We start from the raw sequence: 20195 nt of genomic DNA on the forward strand, positions 1-20195 counted from the left end.
GCGGGCGGCGACTCAGGCCTCGGCCGGCTTCGCCGCGGCGACGGGCACCTCGGAGACGTTCTCCGGGAAGTGGCAGGCGACCTGGTGGCCGTCGGCCAGCTGCTCCAGCGGCGGCTCGACCGTCTTGCAGATGTCCTGGGCCTTCCAGCAACGGGTGTGGAAGCGGCAGGCGGGCGGCGGGTTGAGCGGGCTCGGCACGTCGCCGGTGAGTCGGATGCGCTCTCGTCCGGCCCGCGCCTTGGGGTCGGGCACCGGCACCGCCGACAGCAGGGCGTTGGTGTAGGGGTGCATGGGCGCGCTGTAGAGCCGTTTGCGGTCGGCCACCTCGACGATCTTGCCGAGGTACATGACCGCGACCCGGTCGCTGATGTGGCGCACCACCGACAGGTCGTGCGCGATCACCACGTAGGTGAGGTCCATCTCCTGCTGCAGGTCCTCCAGCAGGTTGACCACCTGAGCCTGGATGGACACGTCGAGCGCGGAGACCGGCTCGTCGGCGATGATCAGCTTGGGCTTGAGCGCCAGCGTGCGGGCGATGCCGATGCGCTGCCGCTGCCCGCCCGAGAACTCGTGCGGGTAGCGGTTGTAGTGCTCGGGGCTGAGGCCGACCAGGGCGAGGATGTCCTGGACGGCCTTCTTGACGCCGTGCTCGGTCCGCACGCCCTGGATGCGGAACGGGGCCCCGACGATGGCGCCGACCGTGTGACGCGGGTTGAGCGACGAGTAGGGATCCTGGAAGATCATCTGCATGTCGCGGCGGAGCGGGCGGAGCTTGCCCTGGCTCAGGTGGGTGATGTCGTTGCCCTCGAAGACGATCTTGCCGCCCGTGGGCTCCAGCAGCCTGGTCACCAGGCGGCCCGTGGTCGACTTGCCGCAGCCCGACTCCCCCACCAGGCCGAGCGTCTCGCCCTTGAACACCTCGAAGCTGATCCCGTCGACCGCCTTGACGGCTCCAACCTGCCGCTTCAGCAGGCCCTTCGTCACCGGGAAGTGCTTCTGCAGGCCCTGGACGGACAGAAGCGGCTCGTTCTCACTCACTGAGTCTCCAGCACTGGCTTGATCTCGGTCTCCCACAGCCTCCGCCGCTCGGACTTGTCCAGGTGGCAGCGCACCAGGTGGCCCCCCTCGGTCTCGGCGAGCGCCGGCACCTCGGCGTCGGCCTTGCCCTGCGTCAGCTCCGCGTAGGGGCAGCGAGGGTGGAAGGCACAGCCGGACGGGACGTTGATCAGGGACGGCGGGCTGCCCTTGATCGGCAGGAGCCGCTCGGTGGGCTCCCGGTCGAGCCGGGGCATCGATCCCAGCAGACCCCACGTGTAGGGGTGCTCGGGACGGTAGAAGATGTCGTCGGTCGAGCCGTACTCGACGCACTTGCCGCCGTACATGACCAGGATGTCGTTGGACAGCTCGGCCACCACGCCCAGGTCGTGGGTGATGATGATCAGCGCGGAGTTGAACTCTCGCTGCAGGTCGCGCATCAGATCGAGGATCTGGGCCTGCACGGTCACGTCGAGCGCGGTGGTCGGCTCGTCGGCGATGAGCAGCTCGGGGTCGCACGAGAGCGCCATCGCGATCATGGCGCGCTGGCGCATGCCGCCGGAGAACTCGTGCGGGTAGGCGTCGACGCGCCGGGCCGGCTCGGGGATGCCCACCCGCCCGAGCATGTCGATGGCGTGCTTCCTGGCCACCGCCTTGGAGACCTGGTTGTGGATCCGGTAGGCCTCGATGATCTGCTGGCCCACCGTGTAGAAGGGGTGCATCGACGACAGCGGATCCTGGAAGATCATCGCCATCTTCCTGCCGCGCAGCGTGCGCACGTGCTCGGGCGTGGCGCCGACCAGTTCGTCGCCGTCGAGCCAGATCTCCCCGGAGATCTTCGCCCGGCCGCCCTTGTGCAGGCCCAGCAGGCCGAGGCTGGTCACGCTCTTGCCCGAGCCCGACTCGCCCACGATGCCCAGGGTCTGTCCGCGTTCAAGGCTGAACGACAGGCCGTCGACGGCCCTGACCAGCCCGTCGTCGGTGGGGAAGTGGATCTTCAGATCCTTGACGTCCAGGAAGCTCACGACAACCTCACCCTCGGGTCGACCCACGCGTACAGGAGGTCGACGATCAGATTCGCCACCACCACGAAGCAGGCGGCGATCAGGACCACACCCATGACCTGGGGCAGGTCCTGGTTTCTGATGGCCAGGATGGCGAACTGGCCGAGCCCCGGCAGAGTGTAGGTCGTCTCGGTGAGCACGGCGCCGCCGATCAGCAGGCCGAAGTCGATGCCGAACAAGGTGAGGATCGGGGTCAGCGCCGCCCGCAGGCCGTGCTTGACCACGACGTCACGCTCCCGCATGCCCTTGGCCCGGGCGGTGCGGATGTAGTCCTCGCCCATGGTCTCCAGCATCCCCGCGCGGGTCAGCCGCGCATAGCCCGCGGCGAACAGGAACGCCAGCGTGATCCATGGAAGCAGCAGGTTGAAGGCCCACTGCGCGGGATTCTCCGACAGGTCGGTCCACGCGCCGCCCGGTGGTGTCCAGCCCAGGCCGTAGCTGAAGACCACCAGCGAGACCATGCCGGTGAAGAAGATGGGCAGTGACACGCCGGCCAGCGCGGTGCCCATCGCCACCCGGTCGAAGAAGCTGCCCCGGCGCAACGCGGACACCACGCCCACGCTCACGCCGGCCACCACCCAGATGAAGGCCGCGCCGAGGGCCAGAGCGAAGGTCACCGGGATGCGGTCGACCAGGTCCGGCCATACCGGCTGGCCGCTGATGAAGGAGTAGCCGAAACAGGGCGCCGGGCAGTGCTCGACCCCGGCTCCGTAGTCGTACTCCGCGCCGGTGAACAGGCCCTTGAGGAACCGGCCGTACTGCACGACCACCGGATCGTTGAAGCCCAGCCGCTCGGCGACCAGGTGCACGGTCTCCGGAGTGGCCGCGCGGCCGACGTAGCGCGAGGCCATGGCCTCCGGCGTGGCGCCGGCCCACTGGGGGACGACGAAGAAGATGCCGAAGGTGACCATGCTGACGACGATCAGCATCGCGACCGCGCCTATCAGACGCCTGATGATGTATGTGAACACCGCTTCCGGCCGGATGGCCTGCCCGTCGCCGGGCAGGCCATCCCTGCCTTCACCTGCCTTCGCTAGATCCCCGAACCTCGCCTGGTCACTCGACGCCGAGCAGCACGTAGTCGAACATGCTCTGGCCCTCGTTGTAGGCGACGTTCGTCACGCCCTTGCCGCGCATGAGCAGCGACTTGGCCCACACGACCGGCAGGATGGAGGCGTCCTCCATGACCTTCTTGTCGACGTCGACCCACAGCTTGGCGCGGGCGGTGGCGTCGAGCTCGGCCGAGGCCTGGTCGATGAGCTTGTCGACCTCGGGGTTCTTGACGCTGAGGTTGTAGTTGCCCGCGGGGCGGATGGTGCGGCTGTCGACGATGGCCTGCAGGAAGCCGTATCCGTCGGGCCAGTCCGAGCCCCAGCCGTGGGCGGCCAGGCCGACGCCGTTCTTCTTGATGTACGCGACGTTGCCGGCGTAGTCGGAGAAGTAGCTGGAGCCGGGGAAGCCCTTGAGCGTCAGCTTGATGCCGACCTTGGCCAGCGCCTGCTCCATCGCCTCGGCCAGCGCCTTCTCGCGCGGACGGTCGGCGCGGAAGGTCATCGTGGTGGAGAAGCCGTTCGGCTGGCCACAGGCGGCGAGCGCCTCCTTGGCCTTGGTCACGTCGCCCTTGTTGCCCTCGGAGGCGTACAGGTCGAACTTCTCCTGGCCCACGATGGGCGGCGGCAGCACGTTGGTCGCGATCTCGCCACCGGCGAGCTCGCCTCCGTAGGCGGTCTGGTTGGCGACCCGGTCCGCGGCGTACATCACGGCCTTGCGGCACTCGACGTTGTCCAGCGGCGGGTTGTCCGGGATGACCGAGACGTACCAGAGCCTGGGGATGATCGGGTTGTCCGTCCGCGCCTTCAGGGCGGGGTCGGGCAGGACCTTGCCCAGGGCCGCCGGCTGCATGCCGGTGCCGGGGATGTCCAGGTGGATGTTGCCCGCGATGAGCTGGTTGTCCAGGTCATCGGCGTTGACGTTGAGCTGGACCTCGATCCGGTCCGGCAGCGCGGGCCGGTTGGGGTCGGTGGCCGGGTCCCACTGGTCGTTGCGGACCAGCGCGAACTTCTTGCCGATCTCGTTGGACTCGAACTTGTAGGGGCCGGAGGAGACGACCTTCTCCTTGTACTTGGCGCCCGTGTCCTTGTCCTTGGGCACCGGAGCGGTCATCGGCATCTGGACGACGTAGTCCATCGACGAGAACGCCTTGGCCAGGTGGAAGACGACCGTCTGGTCGTCGGTCGCCTCGACGGCCGCGCTGTAGTCGACGTCGGGGGTCTTGTAGACGCCCTTGAAGTCCTTCGGCCAGGCCAGCAGCTCGTTGAGGTAGGAGGGGCCGTGCGGGAAGGTCTCCTTGTCGAAGGTACGCGCCACCGCGTAGGCCACGTCCTTGGCCGTGATCGGCGTGCCGTCCTCGTACTTCAGGCCGCTCTTGAGCTTGTACGTCCAGGTCTTGCCGCCGTCGCTGGCCTCACCCAGTCCTTCGGCGAGGTCGGGCACGACCGTGTTGCCCTCGGGCCCGGGACCGGGCTTGTACATCGTCAGCGTCCGCCAGTAGAACCGGCCGAAGTTGAACGAGTAGCCGTAGTAGGTGTCGCCCGGGTCGAGGCTGTCCCAGTCGGCGGAGTGGGCCGCCTTCAGCGTGCCTCCCTTCTTGGTCGAAGGGTTGAACACCGAGGTCAGACCGGCGTTGAACGCCGGTTCGGCGGCGGCGCCCGACGCCGATTGGGCGGGTTGCTGGGTTGTGCCGCCACCTCCGCCACAGGCGGAGAGCACTAGGGCAAGGGCCGCGGTCGCGGCCGCTGCCAGTGCGGATTTCCTTCTCATTTACTAACCCCTTGATCAGTGGAGTTGGGGGATGGAGCGTTGGCGAAGGTCAGTGCGCCCGCGGGTCGAAGGCGTCCCTCAGCCCGTCGCCGAACAGGTTGAAGGCGAGAACGGTGATGAAGATCGCCAGACCCGGGAAGATCACGAAGTGCGGCAGGGTGTAGAAGCGCACCGCCTCCGAGAGCATGCCGCCCCAGGTGGGGGTCGGCGGGTTGATGCCGACGCCCAGGAAGGAGAGTCCGGCCTCGAACAGGATGTTGGTGGGGATCAGCAACGTCGCGTAGACGAGGATGGGCGCCATCAGGTTGGGCAGGATCTCGCGGAACAGGATGTAGCCATTGCGGGCTCCGAGGCTCCGCGCGGCGTCGACGAACTCGCGCTCGCGCAACGAGAGCGTCTGGCCGCGGACGATGCGGCCGATGTAGGGCCAGCTGAAGAATCCGATGATGAAGATCAGCATCGCGATCCGCAGCGAGTTGCCCTCCAGGCCGAACCCCTTGTCGGGAATGACGCCGGCCAGCGCGATGGCGAAGACCAGCAGCGGGAAGGCGAGGAAGACGTCCATGATCCGGCCGATCAGCTGGTCGACCCAGCCGCCGAAGTAGCCGGCGATCACGCCGAGCGTGGTGCCGATGACCACCGACAGCATCGTCGCCAGGAAACCGATCAGCAGCGAGATGCCGGCGCCGGCGACGATGCGGCTGAAGACGTCGCGTCCGTTGACCGGCTCGATGCCGAGCAGGTACTCGCCGCCGAGGCCGCCGAAGGCGCCCTTGGGCAGGAGCGTGCTCCCATCGATCTGGTCCTGGTGGAACTCCAGCGGCGGATGCCCGAAGGCGGCGATGATCGGCGTGGAGAAGATCGCCACGAGGATCAGCAGGATCACGATGATCCCGCCCGCCATCGCGAGCTTGTCTCGCCGCAACCGCATCCAAGCGATCCGGGTGAGCGAGCGCCCCTGGATGGCCTTGCCCGCTCCCACGAGCACGGCTTCCGGATGCGCCTCCGCCGCGGAGCCGGATACGTCTAGCGGTGCGGTCATGCCTGATTGCCCCCTGATTGCGGACGACGTTGGCCGGGTCGTCTGAGTGGGGCGCGGATCGCGACCCCCGGAGGCAGGATGTATGGCCTGAGCTGCGCTGACTAGCCCCTCAGACCGCTATGTGGCTCAACTGTGATTGACGCGAAACTCATTCGTATCGATCTTAATGTGGATGTCTACGGCCAGTCCCGGTTGTGTCCCAGAATCGTGACACAAGCTCATTCAACCGATACCCCGGCGTCGGAGCATCTCCTCGATGTCGGAGAAGTCGTCATCGTTCTTCGGCTTCTTGGTGGCTTCCACCGCAGGCTTGCCCGCCGCCGCGGTCCCCTTCGGAGCCGCCGTGCCCTCGGCCGCGCGCGGGGCCTGCTTGGCCTTGGCCGGCCCGGCGCCCTTGGCCGCGCTCCTGCCGCGCAGCACGCCGGACACCACGAACAGCACCACCGACAGCCCCGTCAGCGCGACGCCCGACCACACGATCGGGTTGAAGGCGAGCCCCGTGACGAACCCGACGAGAGTGGCGCCCACGGTCCACAGGCTGCTCAGGGCTCCGGTGAGGTAGGCGGCGAGCGGCAGCAGCGCCCACGCCGTCGTCCTCAGCCCCGCCGCCGCTCCCCTGCGCCGGAACGCCAGGAAGCTGAGCGCCAGCCCCGCGATGGTCACACCGACGCACAGCGGCAGCCACGCGATCTGATCGAAAGTCATTCCGGCCGTCCCTCGTGTCGACTACACCTCCATCCTGGCACGCGTGACCGGCCGGGCAGCTCCTCCGCTGGGACCACTTGTCCCCTAGGGGACGCGTTCAGGCGCCGATCAGGGTGCGCAGGTGAGGGATCTCGACGGACGCGAGCGAGGAGACGACCAGGCGACCCGGCGCCGGGTCGATGGGCAGCAGGCTGGGCACGGCGACCACCGCGCAGCCCGCCGCCGTGGCCGCGGCGACGCCGTTGGGTGAGTCCTCCAGCACCACGCAGCGGGCCGGCCGCACGTCCAGCAGCCCAGCGGCGGTCAGGTAGGGCTCGGGATGGGGCTTGGTCCGGGTCACGTCGTCGGCCGTGACGACGAGGTCGAAGCGGTCGTGGCCGACGTCCTTGAGCACGGCGTCGGCGATCTCCCTGAGCGACGAGGTGACCAGCGCGACCGGGACGCCGTCGTCGCGCAGGGCGTCGAGCAGCTCGGCGGCGCCCGGCATGATCCGCACGCCGCCGGACAGCCTCTCCACCATGCCCTCGACCATCCACTCGCGCAGCGTCTCCGGGGCGACCGACGAGCCGGACACGGCCAGCATGTACGCGACCGTACGCTCCATCGAGCCGCCGACGAGATGGACCTGGTGCTCGGGTGTCCACTCGCTCCCGAGCCGCCCCATCACGACGGTCTCGATCTCCAGCCACACCTTCTCGGTGTCGACCAGCAGCCCGTCCATGTCGAAGAAGACCGCTTCCATGCATCCCCCGATCGGTTGTCCCGTGAGCGTCGTCGCGAAAGCCCCCGGCCGGGAGCCGGGGGCCGTCGAGGCGGTCAGACGTTGAAGTATTTGGCCTCCGGATGGTGCGCGACCAGAGCGGAGGTGGCCTGCTCGGGGTGCAGCTGGAACTCCTCCGACAGGGTGACCCCGATGCGCTCGGGCTCCAGCAGCTGGAACAGCTGCACCTGGTCCTCGAGGTTGGGGCAGGCCGGGTAGCCGAAGGAGTAGCGGCAGCCCCGGACGTTGACCTTGAGCATGTCGTCGAGCGACTCGTCGCCGCCGATCCCCCACTCGGAGCGGACCCGGGCGTGCCAGTATTCGGCCAGCGCCTCGGTCAGCTGCACCGACAGGCCATGCAGCTCAAGGTAGTCGCGGTAGGCGTCCTTGGCGAACAGCTCGGCCGTGGCCTCGGCGATCTTGCCGCCCATCGTGGCCACCTGGAAGCCCACCACGTCGACCTCGCCGGAGTCCTTGGCGCGGAAGAAGTCGGACAGGCACAGGTGGCGGTCGCGCCGCTGGCGCGGGAAGGTGAAGCGGGTGCGCTCGCCGCCGGCCTCGTCGAGGATGACCAGCGAGTCGCCTTCGCTGACACACGGGAAGTAGCCGTAGACGACGGCCGCCTCCAGCAGGCCCTCGGTCTGGATGCGTTCGAGCCACATCCGCAGCCGCGGCCGCCCCTCGGTCTCGACCAGCTCGTCGTAGTCGGGCCCGCTGCCGCCCCTGGTCGGCTTGAGCCCCCACTGGCCGAGGAACAGGGCGCGCTCGTCGAGGAAGGCGGCGTACTCGTTGAGCGAGATGCCCTTGACGATGCGGTCACCGTGGAACGGCGCCACCGGCACCGGGTTGTCGGCGGCCACGTCGGAACGGGCCGGCAGCTCCTCGACCGGGGTGCGCCGCAGCACCGCCCCCGACTTGACGCGGCGCTCGCGCAGCGGCGGCAGCGTAGCCCCCTCGACGCCGCGCTTGACCGCCATGAACGAGTCCATCAGCCGCAGGCCCTCGAACGCGTCGCGGGCGTAGCGGACCTCGCCCCGGAACAGCTCGGCCAGGTCCTGCTCGACGTAGGCGCGGGTGAGCGCGGCGCCGCCGAGCAGCACGGGGTAGTGCTCGGAGATGCCCCGGGAGTTCATCTCCTCGAGGTTCTCCTTCATGACGACCGTCGACTTCACCAGCAGCCCGGACATGCCGATGACGTCGGCCTTCTGGTCGTCGGCCGCCTCCAGGATGGCCGAGACCGGCTGCTTGATGCCGAGGTTGACGACGTCGTAGCCGTTGTTGGACAGGATGATGTCGACGAGGTTCTTGCCGATGTCGTGCACGTCGCCCTTGACCGTGGCCAGCACGATGCGGCCCTTGGTCTCGCCCTCGACCCGGTCCATGTGGGGCTCGAGGTAGGCGACCGCGGTCTTCATCACCTCGGCCGACTGCAGCACGAACGGCAGCTGCATCTGCCCGGAGCCGAACAGCTCGCCCACCGTCTTCATGCCGTCGAGCAGCACGTCGTTGATGATCTCAAGGGCGGGCCGCTGCTCCAGGGCGGTGTCGAGGTCGGCCTCCAGGCCCTTCTTCTCGCCGTCGATGACGCGTCGCTTGAGCCGCTCCCACAGCGGCAGCGCCGCCAGCTCCGCGGCCCTGCCGCCGCGCAGGGCGGCGACGTCGACGCCCTCGAACAGGTCGATGAAGCGCTGCAGCGGGTCGTAGCCCTCGCGCCGCCGGTCGTAGATCATGTCGAGCGCGACCTGACGCTGCTCGTCGGGGATGCGCGACATCGGCAGGATCTTGGAGGCGTGCACGATGGCCGAGTCGAGCCCGGCGTTGACGCACTCGTTGAGGAACACCGAGTTGAGCACGATGCGCGCGGCCGGGCTGATGCCGAAGGAGATGTTGGACAGGCCGAGCGTGGTCTGCACCTCGGGATAGCGCCGCTTGAGCCGGCGGATGCCCTCGATGGTCTCCAGGCCGTCGCGGCGGCTCTCCTCCATGCCGGTGGCGATGGTGAAGGTGAGGCAGTCGACGATGATGTCGGGCACCTTCATGCCCCAGTCGGCCACCAGGGCGTCGATGGTCTCACCGGCGATGCGGACCTTCTCCTCGGCGGTGCGGGCCTGGCCGTCCTCGTCGATGCACATGACGACGACCGCGGCGCCGTGCTCGCGGACGGCGGTCATCGTCTTGTGGAAGCGGGACCCGGGGCCGCGGCCGTCCTCGAAGTTGACCGAGTTGACCACCGCGCGGCCGCCGAGCATCTCCAGGCCGGCGCGCAGCACCTCGGACTCGGTGGAGTCGAGCATGATCGGCAGGGTGGAGGCGGTGGCCAGGCGGAACGCCAGCTCCTTCATGTCGGCCACACCGTCGCGACCGACGTAGTCGACGCACAGGTCGAGCAGGTGCGCGCCGCCGCGCGCCTGGTCGCGGGCCATCTCGACGCAGTCGTCCCAGCGGCCTTCGAGCATGGCCTCGCGAAAGGCCTTGGAGCCGTTGGTGTTGCAGCGCTCGCCGATCGCCAGGTAGGAGGTGTCCTGGCGGAACGGGACGGTCTGGTAGAGCGAGGAGGCGCCCGGCTCGGGGCGCGGGCGGCGGGCCACGGGCTCCTTGCCGTGCACCCGCTCGACGACCTGGCGCAGGTGCTCGGGCGTGGTGCCGCAGCAGCCGCCGACCAGGGACAGGCCGTAGTCGCGGGTGAAGGTCTCGTGTGCGCCGGCCAGCTCCTCGGGGCTGAGCGGGTAGTAGGCGCCGTCGGAGGTCAGCACCGGCAGGCCCGCGTTGGGCATGCAGGACAGCCCCAGCCTGGAGTGGCGCGCCAGGTAGCGCAGGTGCTCGCTCATCTCGGCGGGGCCGGTGGCGCAGTTGAGGCCGATCAGGTCGACGCCGAGCGGCTCGATCGCGGTGAGCGCGGCGCCGATCTCGGAGCCGAGCAGCATCGCGCCGTTGGTCTCGATGGTCACCTGGGCGATGATCGGCACGTCGCGGCCGGCCGCCTCGATGGCCCGCTTGGCGCCGATGACGGCGGCCTTGACCTGGAGCAGGTCCTGACAGGTCTCGATGATCAGCGCGTCGGCGCCGCCCGCGATCAGGCCCGCCGCGTTGTCGCGGTAGGCGTCGCGCAGGCTGACGTAGGGCAGGTGGCCCAGGGTGGGCAGCTTGGTGCCGGGACCCATCGAGCCGAGCACGAAGCGCGGCCGGTCGGGCGTCGACCAGTGGTCGGCGCGCTCCCGGGCGATGCGGGCGCCGGCCTCGGAGTATTCGAAGACCCGCTCGCCGATGTCGTATTCGGCGAGCGCGGCGAGATTGGCGCCGAAGGTGTTGGTCTCCACGCAGTCGACGCCCACCGCGAAGTAGGCGTCGTGGACGCCGCCCACGATGTCGGGCCGGGTGGCGTTGAGCACCTCGTTGCAGCCCTCGTGCCCCTGGAAGTCGTCCATCGTGGGGTCCTGGGCCTGCAACATCGTCCCCATGGCCCCGTCGGCCACGATCACGCGCTGGGACAGGACTTCGCGGAACGAGGGACGGCTGTTCATGCGCCCAAGCCTAACGGCTGCCCGGGAACGCTATTCTGCCGACAGTCAATTGAACATCACGTCCAATTGGGGTTCTGATGGCCTATCGCACCGTCCTGGTCGGCACCGACGGTTCCGCCTCCTCCTTCCGCGCCGTACGCGCCGCTGCGTCCCTGGCCGGGGCGACCGGCGCCACCCTCGTCCTGGCCTGCGCGTACCTCCCCATGAGGGAGAGCGAGCGTTCGGCCGCGGCCGAACGGCTCGGCGAACTCGCCTACAAGGTCAACGGCTCCACGCCGGCCGACGACGCGCTGCGCGCGGCCCGCGAGCACGCCGTGGCGGCCGGAGCGACCGACGTCGTCCTCGCGGCCGAGGAGGGCGACCCGGTCGACGTGCTGATCTCGCTGGCCGGCCGGCGGCACGCGGATCTGCTCGTCGTGGGCAACCGCGGGCTCAACAGCCTGGCGGGCCGGCTGATCGGCTCGGTGCCGTCCGCGGTGACCCACCGCGCCGCCTGTGACGTGCTGATCGTCCACACCACGTCCGGCGGGCGCCACTGATCGTCGTCACCAAGTGACACGAGCGCCTCCTCACCGCATAGGCTTAGCGCGACGGAGGAGACAGGAGGCGACACGTGATCGAGCTCGAAGGGCTCCCCGAGCTCGTCGATCCGGTGCTGATTGCCGCGTTCGAGGGGTGGAACGACGCGGGCGAGGCTTCGAGCGGTGTGATCGCCCATCTCGAGTCCGCCTGGAAGGCCGAGCCCCTGGTGGCACTCGATCCGGACGACTACTACGACTTCCAGGTCACCCGCCCGGTCGTGGAGATGGGCGACGGGCTGACCAGGTCGATCGTCTGGCCGACGACGCGGCTGCTGCACGCCCGCCCGCCCGGTCTCGATCACGACGTGGTGCTGCTGCGCGGCATCGAGCCCAACATGCGCTGGCGCTCGTTCTGCGCCGACATCATCGAGGTCTGCCGCGAGGTGGGCGTCGAGCTCGCCGTGATGCTGGGCGCCCTGCTCAACGACTCCCCGCACACCCGGCCGGTGCCGGTCATCGGCGGCGCCACCGACGAGGGCCTGGCCCGCTCGACCAACCTGGAGCTCAGCCGTTACGAGGGCCCGACGGGCATCGTGGGCGTGCTGCAGCACGCGTTCGGCGAGGCCGGCCTCAGCGCGATCTCGCTGTGGGCCTCGGTCCCCCACTACGTGGCGCAGCCGCCCAACCCCAAGGCCACGGTGGCGCTGCTGCGCCGCCTGGAGGACGTGCTGGAGATCCCGATGCCGCTCGGCGATCTCGACGAGGAGGCCCGCGCGTGGGAGCGCGGCGTCGACGAGCTCGCTTCGCAGGACAGCGAGGTGGCCGAATACGTCAAGGAGCTCGAGGAGCGCAAGGACGCCTCCGAGCTGCCCGAGGCCAGCGGCGACGCGATCGCGGCCGAGTTCGAGCGCTACCTGAGGCACCGGGACACCGACACTGACAGCTGATTTGCGGTCAATTGACGGATTTTTCAGGAATTAAGGGTAATAATCGGGGATCGTACAAGCTTGCACCAAGTTGGGACCCCCCATCTGACCCTGGAGACGGACGTTCGCCGATCCCGCGATGTCCCTGCCCGTGTGACTGCGCACCGTTAGGCCCACTTCATGGCGACCTCCCACGTAGATCCGCACCAGCGAAGCCAGGACGCCAGACGGCGCGTCCTGGAGATGGCCCTGTCCGTCAGGAACGAGCGCCCGGGCGGGTCGGTGGACCACTTCCTCGCGCTCCTGCAGTATCGCCTCCCCTTCTGGCTCAGCGTCCTGCACGATCTGGCCCACCGGGTGGGCCGGGGCAGGGTGGCCGACAACCTGATCCCCATCGTGCGGGCGGGCATCGACTACTACGGGGAGGTGCAGTCGGCCGCGCTGCCCGCCTTCACCTCGCCCAACGTGACCGTGCGGTTCCGCGAGGCGCTGCGCGACCACGGGCTCGGCCCGATGGCGGAGGTCGTCCCGCTGGCCTCCTATCTGGAGGCGGAGCAGCGCGCCGGCCGGGTGGTGGCGGGCGTGGACCCGGTGGCGACCGCCCGGCTGTTGCTCGCGGGCTGCTTCCACCACGCCTACATCTCGATGTTCGTGGGCGCCGAGGCGGTCCCGCCGCCCGACGCGGCGGCGGAGCAGATCGTCCGCGAGTTGCGCCTGGATCCCGCCGGGCAACCGGCCTGACCTTTTTCACGGCCCCCGTACGGCTCCGCGCGGCCCTTCCGCGCGCCGGTCGTGGTCGGCCCCGCCGGGCCGCCGACCGGCCGTCAGGCGCTCACCGCCCGTCCGGCCAGAGCCGCCGCCGTCTCGTCGAAGCGCCTCCAGACCAGGGCCGCCACGTCCGGGTCCGCGCCCAGGGGTGCGCTCACCAGGTCCGCGCCGGCCGCGACGAGCCGGTCGTGGAAGAAGCCCGGGGCCAGCAGGTAGGAGGCGACGGCCACCCGGCCGGCCGGGCCCTGCTTGACCCGCTCCAGCGCCTCGTCCAGCGAGGGGGCGCCCGCCGAGGCGAACGCCGCGGTGACCGGCCGCGCCAGCCGGACGGCCAGCTGGTGCGCCGCCGCCCGCACGTCGGCCAGCGCCGACGGGTTGGAGGAGCCCGCCGCGCCGAGGACGACCGCGTCCGTGGACCGCAGCCCGGCGCGGGCCAGTCCCCGGGCCAGCGCCGTGGTGAGCAGCCGGTGCGGCCCCAGCGGCGGGGCGACGAGCGCGTCGGGGCGGTGCTCGGCGATCACGCCGGGCAGGTCGGCGTGCACGTGGTAGCCGCCCGTGAGGAGCAGGGGCACCACGACGACGGGACCGGGCACGGCGCACACGGCCGAGCCGAGCACGGCGCGGCCGGGCGTGGCGGCCAGGACGTCGGCGAGCAGCGGCCTGCTGATCTCCAGGTAGGCCAGCTCGACGCGGTGCCGGGGGCGGACCACGCGCACCGCGCCGGCCAGGGCCGACAGGGTCCGCTCCCCCGCCTCGCTGCGCGTGCCGTGGGCGGCCAGGACGAGCGTCGGCGTCACAGGCCCGCCTCGTGCGAGCAGGCGAGCCGGTAACCGCGCTTGACGACCGTCTCGACGACGCCCCCGGCGCCGAGAGCGCGGCGCAGCCGGGTGATGGCCATCTCGACCGCGTGCTCGGCGGAGTCCCTGGCCAGGCTGCCCGGCAGGACGGTACGCAGCTCGGCCCTGGACACCACATGGCCGGGCTTGTCGGCCAGCCGCTTGAGCACCGACATCGGCGCGGGTGGCAGCGGCCTGAGCTCGCCGTCGACCACCACCGCGTGGCCGCGGATCTCCAGCCGGTGCCCGCCCGCCACCACCCGGGTGACGCCGTGCTCGGGCAGGTGCCTGGCCAGCGCGCGGGCCAGCGCGCCGAGCCTGGCCCGTTCGGGCTGCAGGGTCCGTACGCCGCGCGAGGTCAGCGGGTCGGCCGTGACCGGGCCGACGCAGGCGGCCACCACCCGGCCGCCGAACGCGGCCAGGAGCGGCTCCTCCAGGTTCTCGGCGCGGGCGGCGCCGAGCATGGCGTGCACGGCGGGCGCGCTGGTGAAGGCGACGGCGTCGACGGCGCCGGAGATCGTCTGGGTGATCAGGCGGCGCAGCGGCGCGACGTCGCGGTAGGGCAGCCATCGGTAGACCGGGATCTCGATCACCTCGGCTCCCGCCTCCCGCAGGTCGCCGACGAATTCGGTCAGCGGCTCGCCGTGCAGTTGCACCGCGATGCGGCGGCCACGCAGGTCCTGGGCCAGCAGGTGCTGTTTGACCTCCAGGCACGAGTCGGTGGCCGGGGTCCAGTGGTCGTCCAGCCCGGCGGCGCGCACCGCGCCCCTGGCCTTGGGGCCCCGGGTGAGGATGCGGGCCCGCGACAGGTGGACGCCGAGGTCGGCGGACAGGCCCCAGCCCTCGGCGGCGGCCATCCAGCCGCGAAAGCCCACGCCTGTGGTGACGACCACGTCGTCGACGGGCCCGGACAGGGTCGCCTGGGTGGCGGCCAGCAGGCCGGAGTCCTCGGCGAGCGGCACCAGCCGGATCGCCGGAGCGCTCACGACGCGGGCGCCGCGCCGTTCGAGCAGCGCGCCGAACTCCTCGCGCCTGCGGGTCGCGGTGACGCCGATGGTGAACCCGGACAGCGCGTCGGGCGCGGTCTCGTGCCGGCGCGCCCCGTCGGGGTCGTGCTGCCGCGCCCCGGCCTGGTCGTACGGCAAGGCTCCGTCGTGGTCGTACGGCCGCGCGCCAGGGGGATCGTGCGGCCGGGTGAAGTCCTCAGCGGGGAGCGCGCTCACGCGGACACCTCCAGGTGGATCGGCTGGGCCGGTGCGTCCGGCCGGGCCCCGAGCACCCGGCCAGGCATCACACGCATGTGAACCCGAAGTGAGATCACCCTGAGATAGTGCTTTCACGCCGTTTCGCCGACGGGTCTCTTCTGTTACCGCTGTGCTACATCACACGCTTCATGGGATTGATCATCGGAGGGGCGGGAATCCTGCGGAGGACGGCGCGGCGAATCGGGGAGTTGCGGTGACAGTCCGGCCCATCCTTATGTTCAGCGACCCTGTGCTCCGCTCGGTGGCCGAGCCGGTGCGTGACTTCGACCGTGAGCTGCGGGGGCTGGTGAAGTCCCTGACCGCGACCATCCGCGCGGGGGCCGGCCGAGCCGGCCTGGCCGCCCCGCAGATAGGGGTGCCGCTGCGCGTGCTCGCCTATTCCTACGAGGGCAGATCGGGGCACCTGGTCAACCCGAGACTGGAGCTGTCGGAACGGCGCATCACGGCGGACGAGGCCTGCCTGTCGGCTCCGGGCGTGTGGTGGCCGCTGGAACGCTCCTACCTGGTCACGGCGCGGGGCCGCGACATGTTCGGCAAACCCGTGGTCGTGCGCGCGCTGGGCGTGCTCGCCAGGGTGCTGCAACACGAGAACGACCACCTCGACGGCGTGCTGTTCAGCGATCACCTTGAGGCGGGCGAGCGCGAGCGTTTCCTGGCCGCCGCCTTGCTTCCAGACTGACCGTGCACCCGCGCGGCCGGATTCGCGGCGAGCGCGCGGCGCTGTGCCGGATCGGTGCCGCCCCAGACGCCGTACGCCTGGCCGGTGCTGATGGCGTAGTCGAGGCAGGGCTGGCGCACCGGGCAGCCCTGGCATATCGTCTTGGCGCGTTCCACCTGCTCATGGCCCAGGCCTTCCGTCGAGATCGGGAAGAACAACTCCGGGTCCAGGGTCAGGCAGGCGGCTGCGCGCGACCAGTCGAACATCATCATGCTCACCACGCCTACCCACGCGATCCGTGGTCATGCCACTCTCACCAGCGGCTCCAGTCGGCCACCCCGGTCCCGAGCGCGGGGCCGGCCGCAGCTCCCTGGTAGGCGTCGCCCTCGTGTCGGGCGTCTTTCAGTACCCGGTCCACGGCCTCCGTCAGGTCCTCGGCGACCTCGGGCGCGTCCTGGATCTCCTCCCACCGCGTCTGGCGCGTGGGCACCAGGATCCCGCGTGCGCCGGCGGCCCTGGCGGCCTCCATGTCCCTGCCGATGTCGCCGACCACCACGCAGTCGCGCGGGCTGACGTCGAGCACGGCGGCCGCCCTGATCAGCAGGCCGGGCGCGGGTTTGCGGCAGGTGCAGCCGTCGCCGTCGTCGTGGACGCAGATCGCCCACGCGTCGAACGGGCCGAGCAGTTCCTCCACCTTGGCGTTGACCTGGTCCATCTCGTCCGGCGTGAGCAGCCCCCTGGCCACGCCGGACTGGTTGGTGACCACGGCGACCGGCACGTCGGCCCGGCGTAGCCGCACCAGCGCGTCGACGGCCCCCGGCATGGGCTGCACCCGGTCCGGATCACCGTTGTACGGGACGTCCCTGATCAGGGTTCCGTCACGGTCGAAGAGCACGGCCCCGGGACGTCGTTGTTCGAACACCTCTCACCTCCGTTGAGCTGCCCGCCAGCTACCCGGAGCCCCGCCCGGCAAACAACTACGAACCGTGACAAGATCCGTCAGAGCGGCCTGTTTTCGCAGCTCACATACCCCTCTATGTTTGACGGGCGTTTCTCTCGGTAGCCGTTCTCTCAGCCTTGGAACTCGAGATGAGACGCGATCGAAGGGCGCGCGTGCTCGGCGCCGGGGCACCCATGTCCGACGTGAGTGATCAGTGAGGGAGCTGAGCCAGTGAAGATCGCTCTGGTATCGGAACACGCGGATCCCCTCGCGGCGATCGGCGGCGTCGACTCGGGCGGCCAGAACGTCCATGTCGCGGCGCTGGCCGCCGCGCTGGCCGGGCGCGGGCACCGGGTCGTCGTGCACACCCGCCGCTCCGATCCGGACCGGCCGGACGAGGTCGCCATGGCTCCGGGCGTGACCGTCGAGTACGTCAGGGCCGGGCCGCCCGCGCCCGTGTCCAAGGACGAGCTGTCGCCGTACATACCGGAGTTCGCCGAGCGCCTGGCCGCGCGGTGGGCGGCCGACCGGCCGGACATCGTGCACGCGCACTTCTGGATGAGCGGGCAGGCGGCGCTGCTCGCCGCCGGGGACGTGCCCGTGGTGCTGACGTACCACGCGCTCGGCACCGTCAAGCGGCGCTGGCAGGGCGGCGCGGACACCAGTCCGCCGCACCGCGTCGACACGGAGCGGGAGATCGGCAGGCGAGCCGACGCGGTGCTGGCCACCTGCGGTGACGAGGTCGGCGAGCTGCGCGCGATGGGCGTGCCCGAGCAGCGGATCATGGTCGTGCCGTGCGGCGTCGACCTGGACACCTTCCGCCCGGACGGCCCGGTGGCGCCGCGCTCCTCCCGCCCTCGGGTGCTCAGCATCGGCCGCCAGGTGCCGCGCAAGGGCGTCGACACGATCGTGCAGGCCATGCGCCGGCTGCCCGGGGCCGAGTTACTGATCGCGGGCGGCCGGCGCGACGGTGAGGAGGCGGCTCGGCTGCGCGAGCTGGCCGCCCGCCACGGGCTCGGCGACCGGGTGCGCCTGCTGGGCAGCGTGCCGCGCGAGCAGGTGCCGGCCCTGATGCGGTCGGCCGACGTCGTGGTCACGGTGCCCTGGTACGAGCCGTTCGGCATGGTCGCGATCGAGGCGATGGCGTGCGGGATGCCGGTCGTGGCCTCCGCCGTCGGCGGCCATCTGGACACGGTGGCGGGCTGCGGGCTGCTGGTGCCGCCTCGCCGGCCGCGCGCGCTCGCCAGGACGCTGGAGGACGTGCTCCGGCATCCGGACCGGCGCCGCGCGCTCGGCGCCGCGGGGGCCCGCCGGGCCCGTGAGAGGTACGGCTGGCCCCATGTGGCCGAGCAGACCGAGGACGTGTACACGCGGGTGATCGACGGCAGGCCCTGCCGGTTCGCCGCGCTGGGAGGTTGACGTGCCGATCACCGCCATTGGCCACACCTGCGGCCCGCGGCCGGGCCAGGCCGCCCTGCCATCGCAGTTTCCGAGCGGCTGGAGCGGATGGGCGCCTGAGCCCGCCGCCGGGGGTTACCGTCATGCCGAAGATCGCCATGATCGTGATCGACATGCTCAATCCGTACCAGCACCAGGACGCCGAGCAGCTCGAACAGACGGTCGAGCCGGTCATCCCCCGGTTGGCCGAACTGATCGGCCGGGCCCGCCGGCGCGACGACGTGGAGCTGATCTACGTCAACGACAACCACGGCGACTTCGCGGCCACCCGCGACGACCTGGTGTCCAGGGCGATGAAGGGGCGCCGCCCCGACCTGGTGGAGCCGGTCGCGCCGCCGGACGACTGCGCGTTCCTGCCGAAGGTGCGCCACAGCGCCTTCTACGGCACGGCCCTGGAGTATCTGCTGCGCCAGATGGACGTCGGCACCGTGCTGCTGACCGGACAGGTGACCGAGCAGTGCGTGCTCTACAGCGCGCTCGACGCCTACGTCAGGCAGTTCGGCATCATGGTGCCGCCGGACTGCGTCGCGCCCATCCACGGCGATCTCGGCCGGGCCGCGCTGCGCATGATGGAGCGCAACATGTCGGCCGAGATCGTCCCCGCCCGTCGCTGCCTGATCTAGCGGCCGGTCCGGGAGCGCCGGGTCAGAGCGCGACCCCGAGGAGGGCGTCGGCGAGGTCGCGTACCAGGCCGGGCGCGCTCTCGTCACTGCCGCCCTGACTGAGCGCCCGCTCTGCCCAGGCGTCGATCGCGGCCAGCGCGCCGGGCGCGTCGAGGTCGTCGGCCAGCCGCTCACGCACCGCCGCCAGCAGCTCGCGGGCGGGCGGGGCGGCGGGCAGCGCGACGGCCGCGCGCCAGCGGTCCAGCCGCTGCTCGGCCTCGGCCGGCTGCCCGGGAAAGTACTCCCAGTCGGCGCGGTAGTGGTGGGCCAGGAGCACGAGCCGGACCACCATCGGGTCGTGCTCGACCCGCAGCCTGGACACGAACACCAGGTTGCCCTTGGACTTCGACATCTTCTCGCCGTCGAGCGCGACCATGCCGGCGTGCGTGTAGAACTTGGCGAACGGCCACTCGCCGGTGGCGGCGTGCCCCTCGGACGCGCCGCACTCGTGGTGGGGGAAGATCAGGTCGGAGCCGCCGCCCGCGACATCGAACCCAGGGCCCAGCTGATCGAGCGCGATCCCGGTGCACTCGATGTGCCAGCCGGGCCGGCCCCTGCCCAACGGCGACTCCCAGGCCGGCTCCCCCGGCCGTTCGGCCCGCCACAGCAGCCAGTCGAGCGGGTTGCGCTTGCCCGGCCGGTCGGGGTCGCCCCCTCGCTCGGCGAACAGGGCGAGCATCAGCTCCTCGTCGTAGCCGGACACCTGGCCGAACTTGGGCGCGTCGGCCGAGCTGAAGTAGACGTCGCCGTCGAGCGCGTAGGTGACGCCCTTGGCCGCCAGCTTCTCGATCAGTCCGGCGATCCGGTCGACGACCTCGGTGACGCCGATGTACTCGCGCGGCGGCAGGATGCGCAGCGCCTCCATGTCGGCGCGGAACAGCTCGGTCTCCCGCTCGGCCAGCTCACGCCAGTCGACTCCGGTCCGCTGGGCTCGCTCCAGCAGCGGGTCGTCGACGTCGGTGGTGTTCTGCGTGTAGTGCACGTCGTGCCCGGCGTCGCGCCAGACCCTGCCCACCAGGTCGAAGGCGAGGTAGGTGTTGGCGTGGCCGAGATGGGTCGCGTCGTAGGGGGTGATGCCGCAGACGTACATCCTGGCGGTGCGCCCGGGATCGGTCTGCCGTACCTGTCGTGCCGCGGTGTCGTGGAGTCGCAGCGGGATGCTCTCGCCGGGAAGCCTGGGAACCTTCGGGGCAGACCACGATCTCATAGCTTTG

At 70.8% G+C, this 20195-nt stretch carries 19 protein-coding genes; 6 read left to right on the forward strand and 13 right to left on the reverse strand.

What is annotated here, in order from left to right; translation table 11 throughout:
- Positions 1-12: 12 nt before the first annotated feature.
- The 8 genes from AB0I38_RS27340 to metH all read right to left on the reverse strand — a co-directional run bounded on the left by AB0I38_RS27340 (position 13) and on the right by metH (position 10947).
- A complete protein-coding gene (locus AB0I38_RS27340) occupies positions 13-1038 on the reverse strand; it encodes an ABC transporter ATP-binding protein (RefSeq protein WP_358477816.1) in 1026 nt (341 codons plus the stop codon).
- Complete coding sequence (locus tag AB0I38_RS27345) at positions 1035-2060, reverse strand: ABC transporter ATP-binding protein (protein WP_358477833.1); 1026 nt, start codon at positions 2058-2060, stop codon at positions 1035-1037. Before AB0I38_RS27345 ends, AB0I38_RS27340 begins: the two co-directional genes overlap by 4 nt.
- The gene (locus tag AB0I38_RS27350; protein WP_358477859.1) at positions 2057-3070 is read right to left on the reverse strand and encodes an ABC transporter permease; all 1014 of its coding nucleotides are present in this window, start codon (positions 3068-3070) and stop codon (positions 2057-2059) included. Before AB0I38_RS27350 ends, AB0I38_RS27345 begins: the two co-directional genes overlap by 4 nt.
- An 85-nt stretch (positions 3071-3155) precedes the next feature.
- Positions 3156-4919, reverse strand: a complete 1764-nt coding sequence (locus AB0I38_RS27355; protein ID WP_358477875.1) for an ABC transporter substrate-binding protein — start codon at positions 4917-4919, stop codon at positions 3156-3158.
- Between the two features lie 49 nt (positions 4920-4968).
- The gene (locus AB0I38_RS27360) at positions 4969-5961 is read right to left on the reverse strand and encodes an ABC transporter permease (protein WP_358477891.1); all 993 of its coding nucleotides are present in this window, start codon (positions 5959-5961) and stop codon (positions 4969-4971) included.
- Positions 5962-6183: 222 nt separating this feature from the next.
- Positions 6184-6666, reverse strand: a complete 483-nt coding sequence (locus AB0I38_RS27365; protein WP_358477907.1) for a cellulose synthase — start codon at positions 6664-6666, stop codon at positions 6184-6186.
- A 97-nt stretch (positions 6667-6763) separates the two neighbouring features.
- The gene (locus AB0I38_RS27370) at positions 6764-7408 is read right to left on the reverse strand and encodes an HAD family hydrolase (protein ID WP_358477918.1); all 645 of its coding nucleotides are present in this window, start codon (positions 7406-7408) and stop codon (positions 6764-6766) included.
- Positions 7409-7482: 74 nt separating this feature from the next.
- Complete coding sequence (gene metH / locus AB0I38_RS27375; RefSeq protein ID WP_358477934.1) at positions 7483-10947, reverse strand: methionine synthase; 3465 nt, start codon at positions 10945-10947, stop codon at positions 7483-7485.
- A 77-nt stretch (positions 10948-11024) separates the two neighbouring features.
- On the opposite strand from metH, the gene AB0I38_RS27380 reads away from it, so the two are divergent.
- From AB0I38_RS27380 to AB0I38_RS27390, 3 genes are all read left to right on the forward strand, one after another.
- Complete coding sequence (locus AB0I38_RS27380) at positions 11025-11486, forward strand: universal stress protein (RefSeq protein ID WP_436838786.1); 462 nt, start codon at positions 11025-11027, stop codon at positions 11484-11486.
- 74 nt (positions 11487-11560) lie between these two features.
- Positions 11561-12415 (forward strand): PAC2 family protein, encoded by an 855-nt coding sequence (locus tag AB0I38_RS27385; protein WP_358477947.1) that lies wholly within the window; start codon positions 11561-11563, stop codon positions 12413-12415.
- 159 nt (positions 12416-12574) lie between these two features.
- Positions 12575-13135 (forward strand): hypothetical protein, encoded by a 561-nt coding sequence (locus tag AB0I38_RS27390; protein ID WP_358477958.1) that lies wholly within the window; start codon positions 12575-12577, stop codon positions 13133-13135.
- An 83-nt stretch (positions 13136-13218) separates the two neighbouring features.
- On the opposite strand, the gene AB0I38_RS27395 is transcribed toward AB0I38_RS27390, so the two are convergent.
- Together AB0I38_RS27395 and AB0I38_RS27400 are read right to left on the reverse strand one after the other, a co-directional pair.
- Positions 13219-13959, reverse strand: a complete 741-nt coding sequence (locus AB0I38_RS27395) for a sirohydrochlorin chelatase (protein WP_358477976.1) — start codon at positions 13957-13959, stop codon at positions 13219-13221.
- Positions 13956-15143: a uroporphyrinogen-III synthase gene (locus AB0I38_RS27400; RefSeq protein ID WP_436838787.1), complete on the reverse strand. Its 1188-nt coding sequence runs from the start codon at positions 15141-15143 to the stop codon at positions 13956-13958. The genes AB0I38_RS27395 and AB0I38_RS27400 overlap by 4 nt, the downstream gene beginning before the upstream one ends.
- 334 nt (positions 15144-15477) lie before the next feature.
- On the opposite strand from AB0I38_RS27400, the gene AB0I38_RS27405 reads away from it, so the two are divergent.
- On the forward strand, positions 15478-15942 hold the full coding sequence (locus AB0I38_RS27405) for a peptide deformylase (protein WP_358478013.1): 465 nt from the start codon (positions 15478-15480) through the stop codon (positions 15940-15942).
- Here AB0I38_RS27405 and AB0I38_RS27410 read toward each other — a convergent pair.
- Complete coding sequence (locus tag AB0I38_RS27410; RefSeq protein ID WP_358478031.1) at positions 15885-16193, reverse strand: WhiB family transcriptional regulator; 309 nt, start codon at positions 16191-16193, stop codon at positions 15885-15887. The two genes, AB0I38_RS27405 and AB0I38_RS27410, sit on opposite strands and share 58 nt — an antisense overlap.
- 41 nt (positions 16194-16234) lie before the next feature.
- Positions 16235-16843: a D-glycero-alpha-D-manno-heptose-1,7-bisphosphate 7-phosphatase gene (locus AB0I38_RS27415; protein WP_358478046.1), complete on the reverse strand. Its 609-nt coding sequence runs from the start codon at positions 16841-16843 to the stop codon at positions 16235-16237.
- A 249-nt stretch (positions 16844-17092) separates the two neighbouring features.
- Here AB0I38_RS27415 and AB0I38_RS27420 point away from each other — a divergent pair, with 249 nt between their 5' ends.
- Together AB0I38_RS27420 and AB0I38_RS27425 are read left to right on the forward strand one after the other, a co-directional pair.
- Positions 17093-18280, forward strand: a complete 1188-nt coding sequence (locus tag AB0I38_RS27420) for a glycosyltransferase (protein WP_358478057.1) — start codon at positions 17093-17095, stop codon at positions 18278-18280.
- 122 nt (positions 18281-18402) lie between these two features.
- A complete protein-coding gene (locus AB0I38_RS27425) occupies positions 18403-18942 on the forward strand; it encodes a cysteine hydrolase family protein (protein WP_358478072.1) in 540 nt (179 codons plus the stop codon).
- A 22-nt stretch (positions 18943-18964) separates the two neighbouring features.
- Here the strand turns inward: AB0I38_RS27425 and mshC are convergent, their stop codons facing one another.
- A complete protein-coding gene (gene mshC / locus AB0I38_RS27430) occupies positions 18965-20188 on the reverse strand; it encodes a cysteine--1-D-myo-inosityl 2-amino-2-deoxy-alpha-D-glucopyranoside ligase (RefSeq protein WP_358478094.1) in 1224 nt (407 codons plus the stop codon).
- Positions 20189-20195 lie beyond the last annotated feature (7 nt).

This window comes from Nonomuraea cavernae (assembly GCF_040655715.1).
In the GTDB taxonomy this organism is placed as follows: Bacteria; Actinomycetota; Actinomycetes; order Streptosporangiales; family Streptosporangiaceae; genus Nonomuraea; species Nonomuraea cavernae_A.

Excerpts from the sequence above, each read along its gene's own strand:
- AB0I38_RS27355 (WP_358477875.1), bottom strand. The coding sequence starts at position 4,919 with ATGAGAAGGAAATCCGCACTGGCAGCGGCCGCGACCGCGGCCCTTGCC.
- AB0I38_RS27360 (WP_358477891.1), bottom strand. The coding sequence starts at position 5,961 with ATGACCGCACCGCTAGACGTATCCGGCTCCGCGGCGGAGGCGCATCCG.
- AB0I38_RS27365 (WP_358477907.1), bottom strand. The coding sequence starts at position 6,666 with ATGACTTTCGATCAGATCGCGTGGCTGCCGCTGTGCGTCGGTGTGACC.
- AB0I38_RS27370 (WP_358477918.1), bottom strand. The coding sequence starts at position 7,408 with ATGGAAGCGGTCTTCTTCGACATGGACGGGCTGCTGGTCGACACCGAG.
- metH (WP_358477934.1), bottom strand. The coding sequence starts at position 10,947 with ATGAACAGCCGTCCCTCGTTCCGCGAAGTCCTGTCCCAGCGCGTGATC.
- AB0I38_RS27380 (WP_436838786.1), top strand. The coding sequence starts at position 11,025 with ATGGCCTATCGCACCGTCCTGGTCGGCACCGACGGTTCCGCCTCCTCC.
- AB0I38_RS27390 (WP_358477958.1), top strand. The coding sequence starts at position 12,575 with ATGGCGACCTCCCACGTAGATCCGCACCAGCGAAGCCAGGACGCCAGA.
- AB0I38_RS27405 (WP_358478013.1), top strand. The coding sequence starts at position 15,478 with ATGTTCAGCGACCCTGTGCTCCGCTCGGTGGCCGAGCCGGTGCGTGAC.
- AB0I38_RS27410 (WP_358478031.1), bottom strand. The coding sequence starts at position 16,193 with ATGATGATGTTCGACTGGTCGCGCGCAGCCGCCTGCCTGACCCTGGAC.
- AB0I38_RS27425 (WP_358478072.1), top strand. The coding sequence starts at position 18,403 with ATGCCGAAGATCGCCATGATCGTGATCGACATGCTCAATCCGTACCAG.
- mshC (WP_358478094.1), bottom strand. The coding sequence starts at position 20,188 with ATGAGATCGTGGTCTGCCCCGAAGGTTCCCAGGCTTCCCGGCGAGAGC.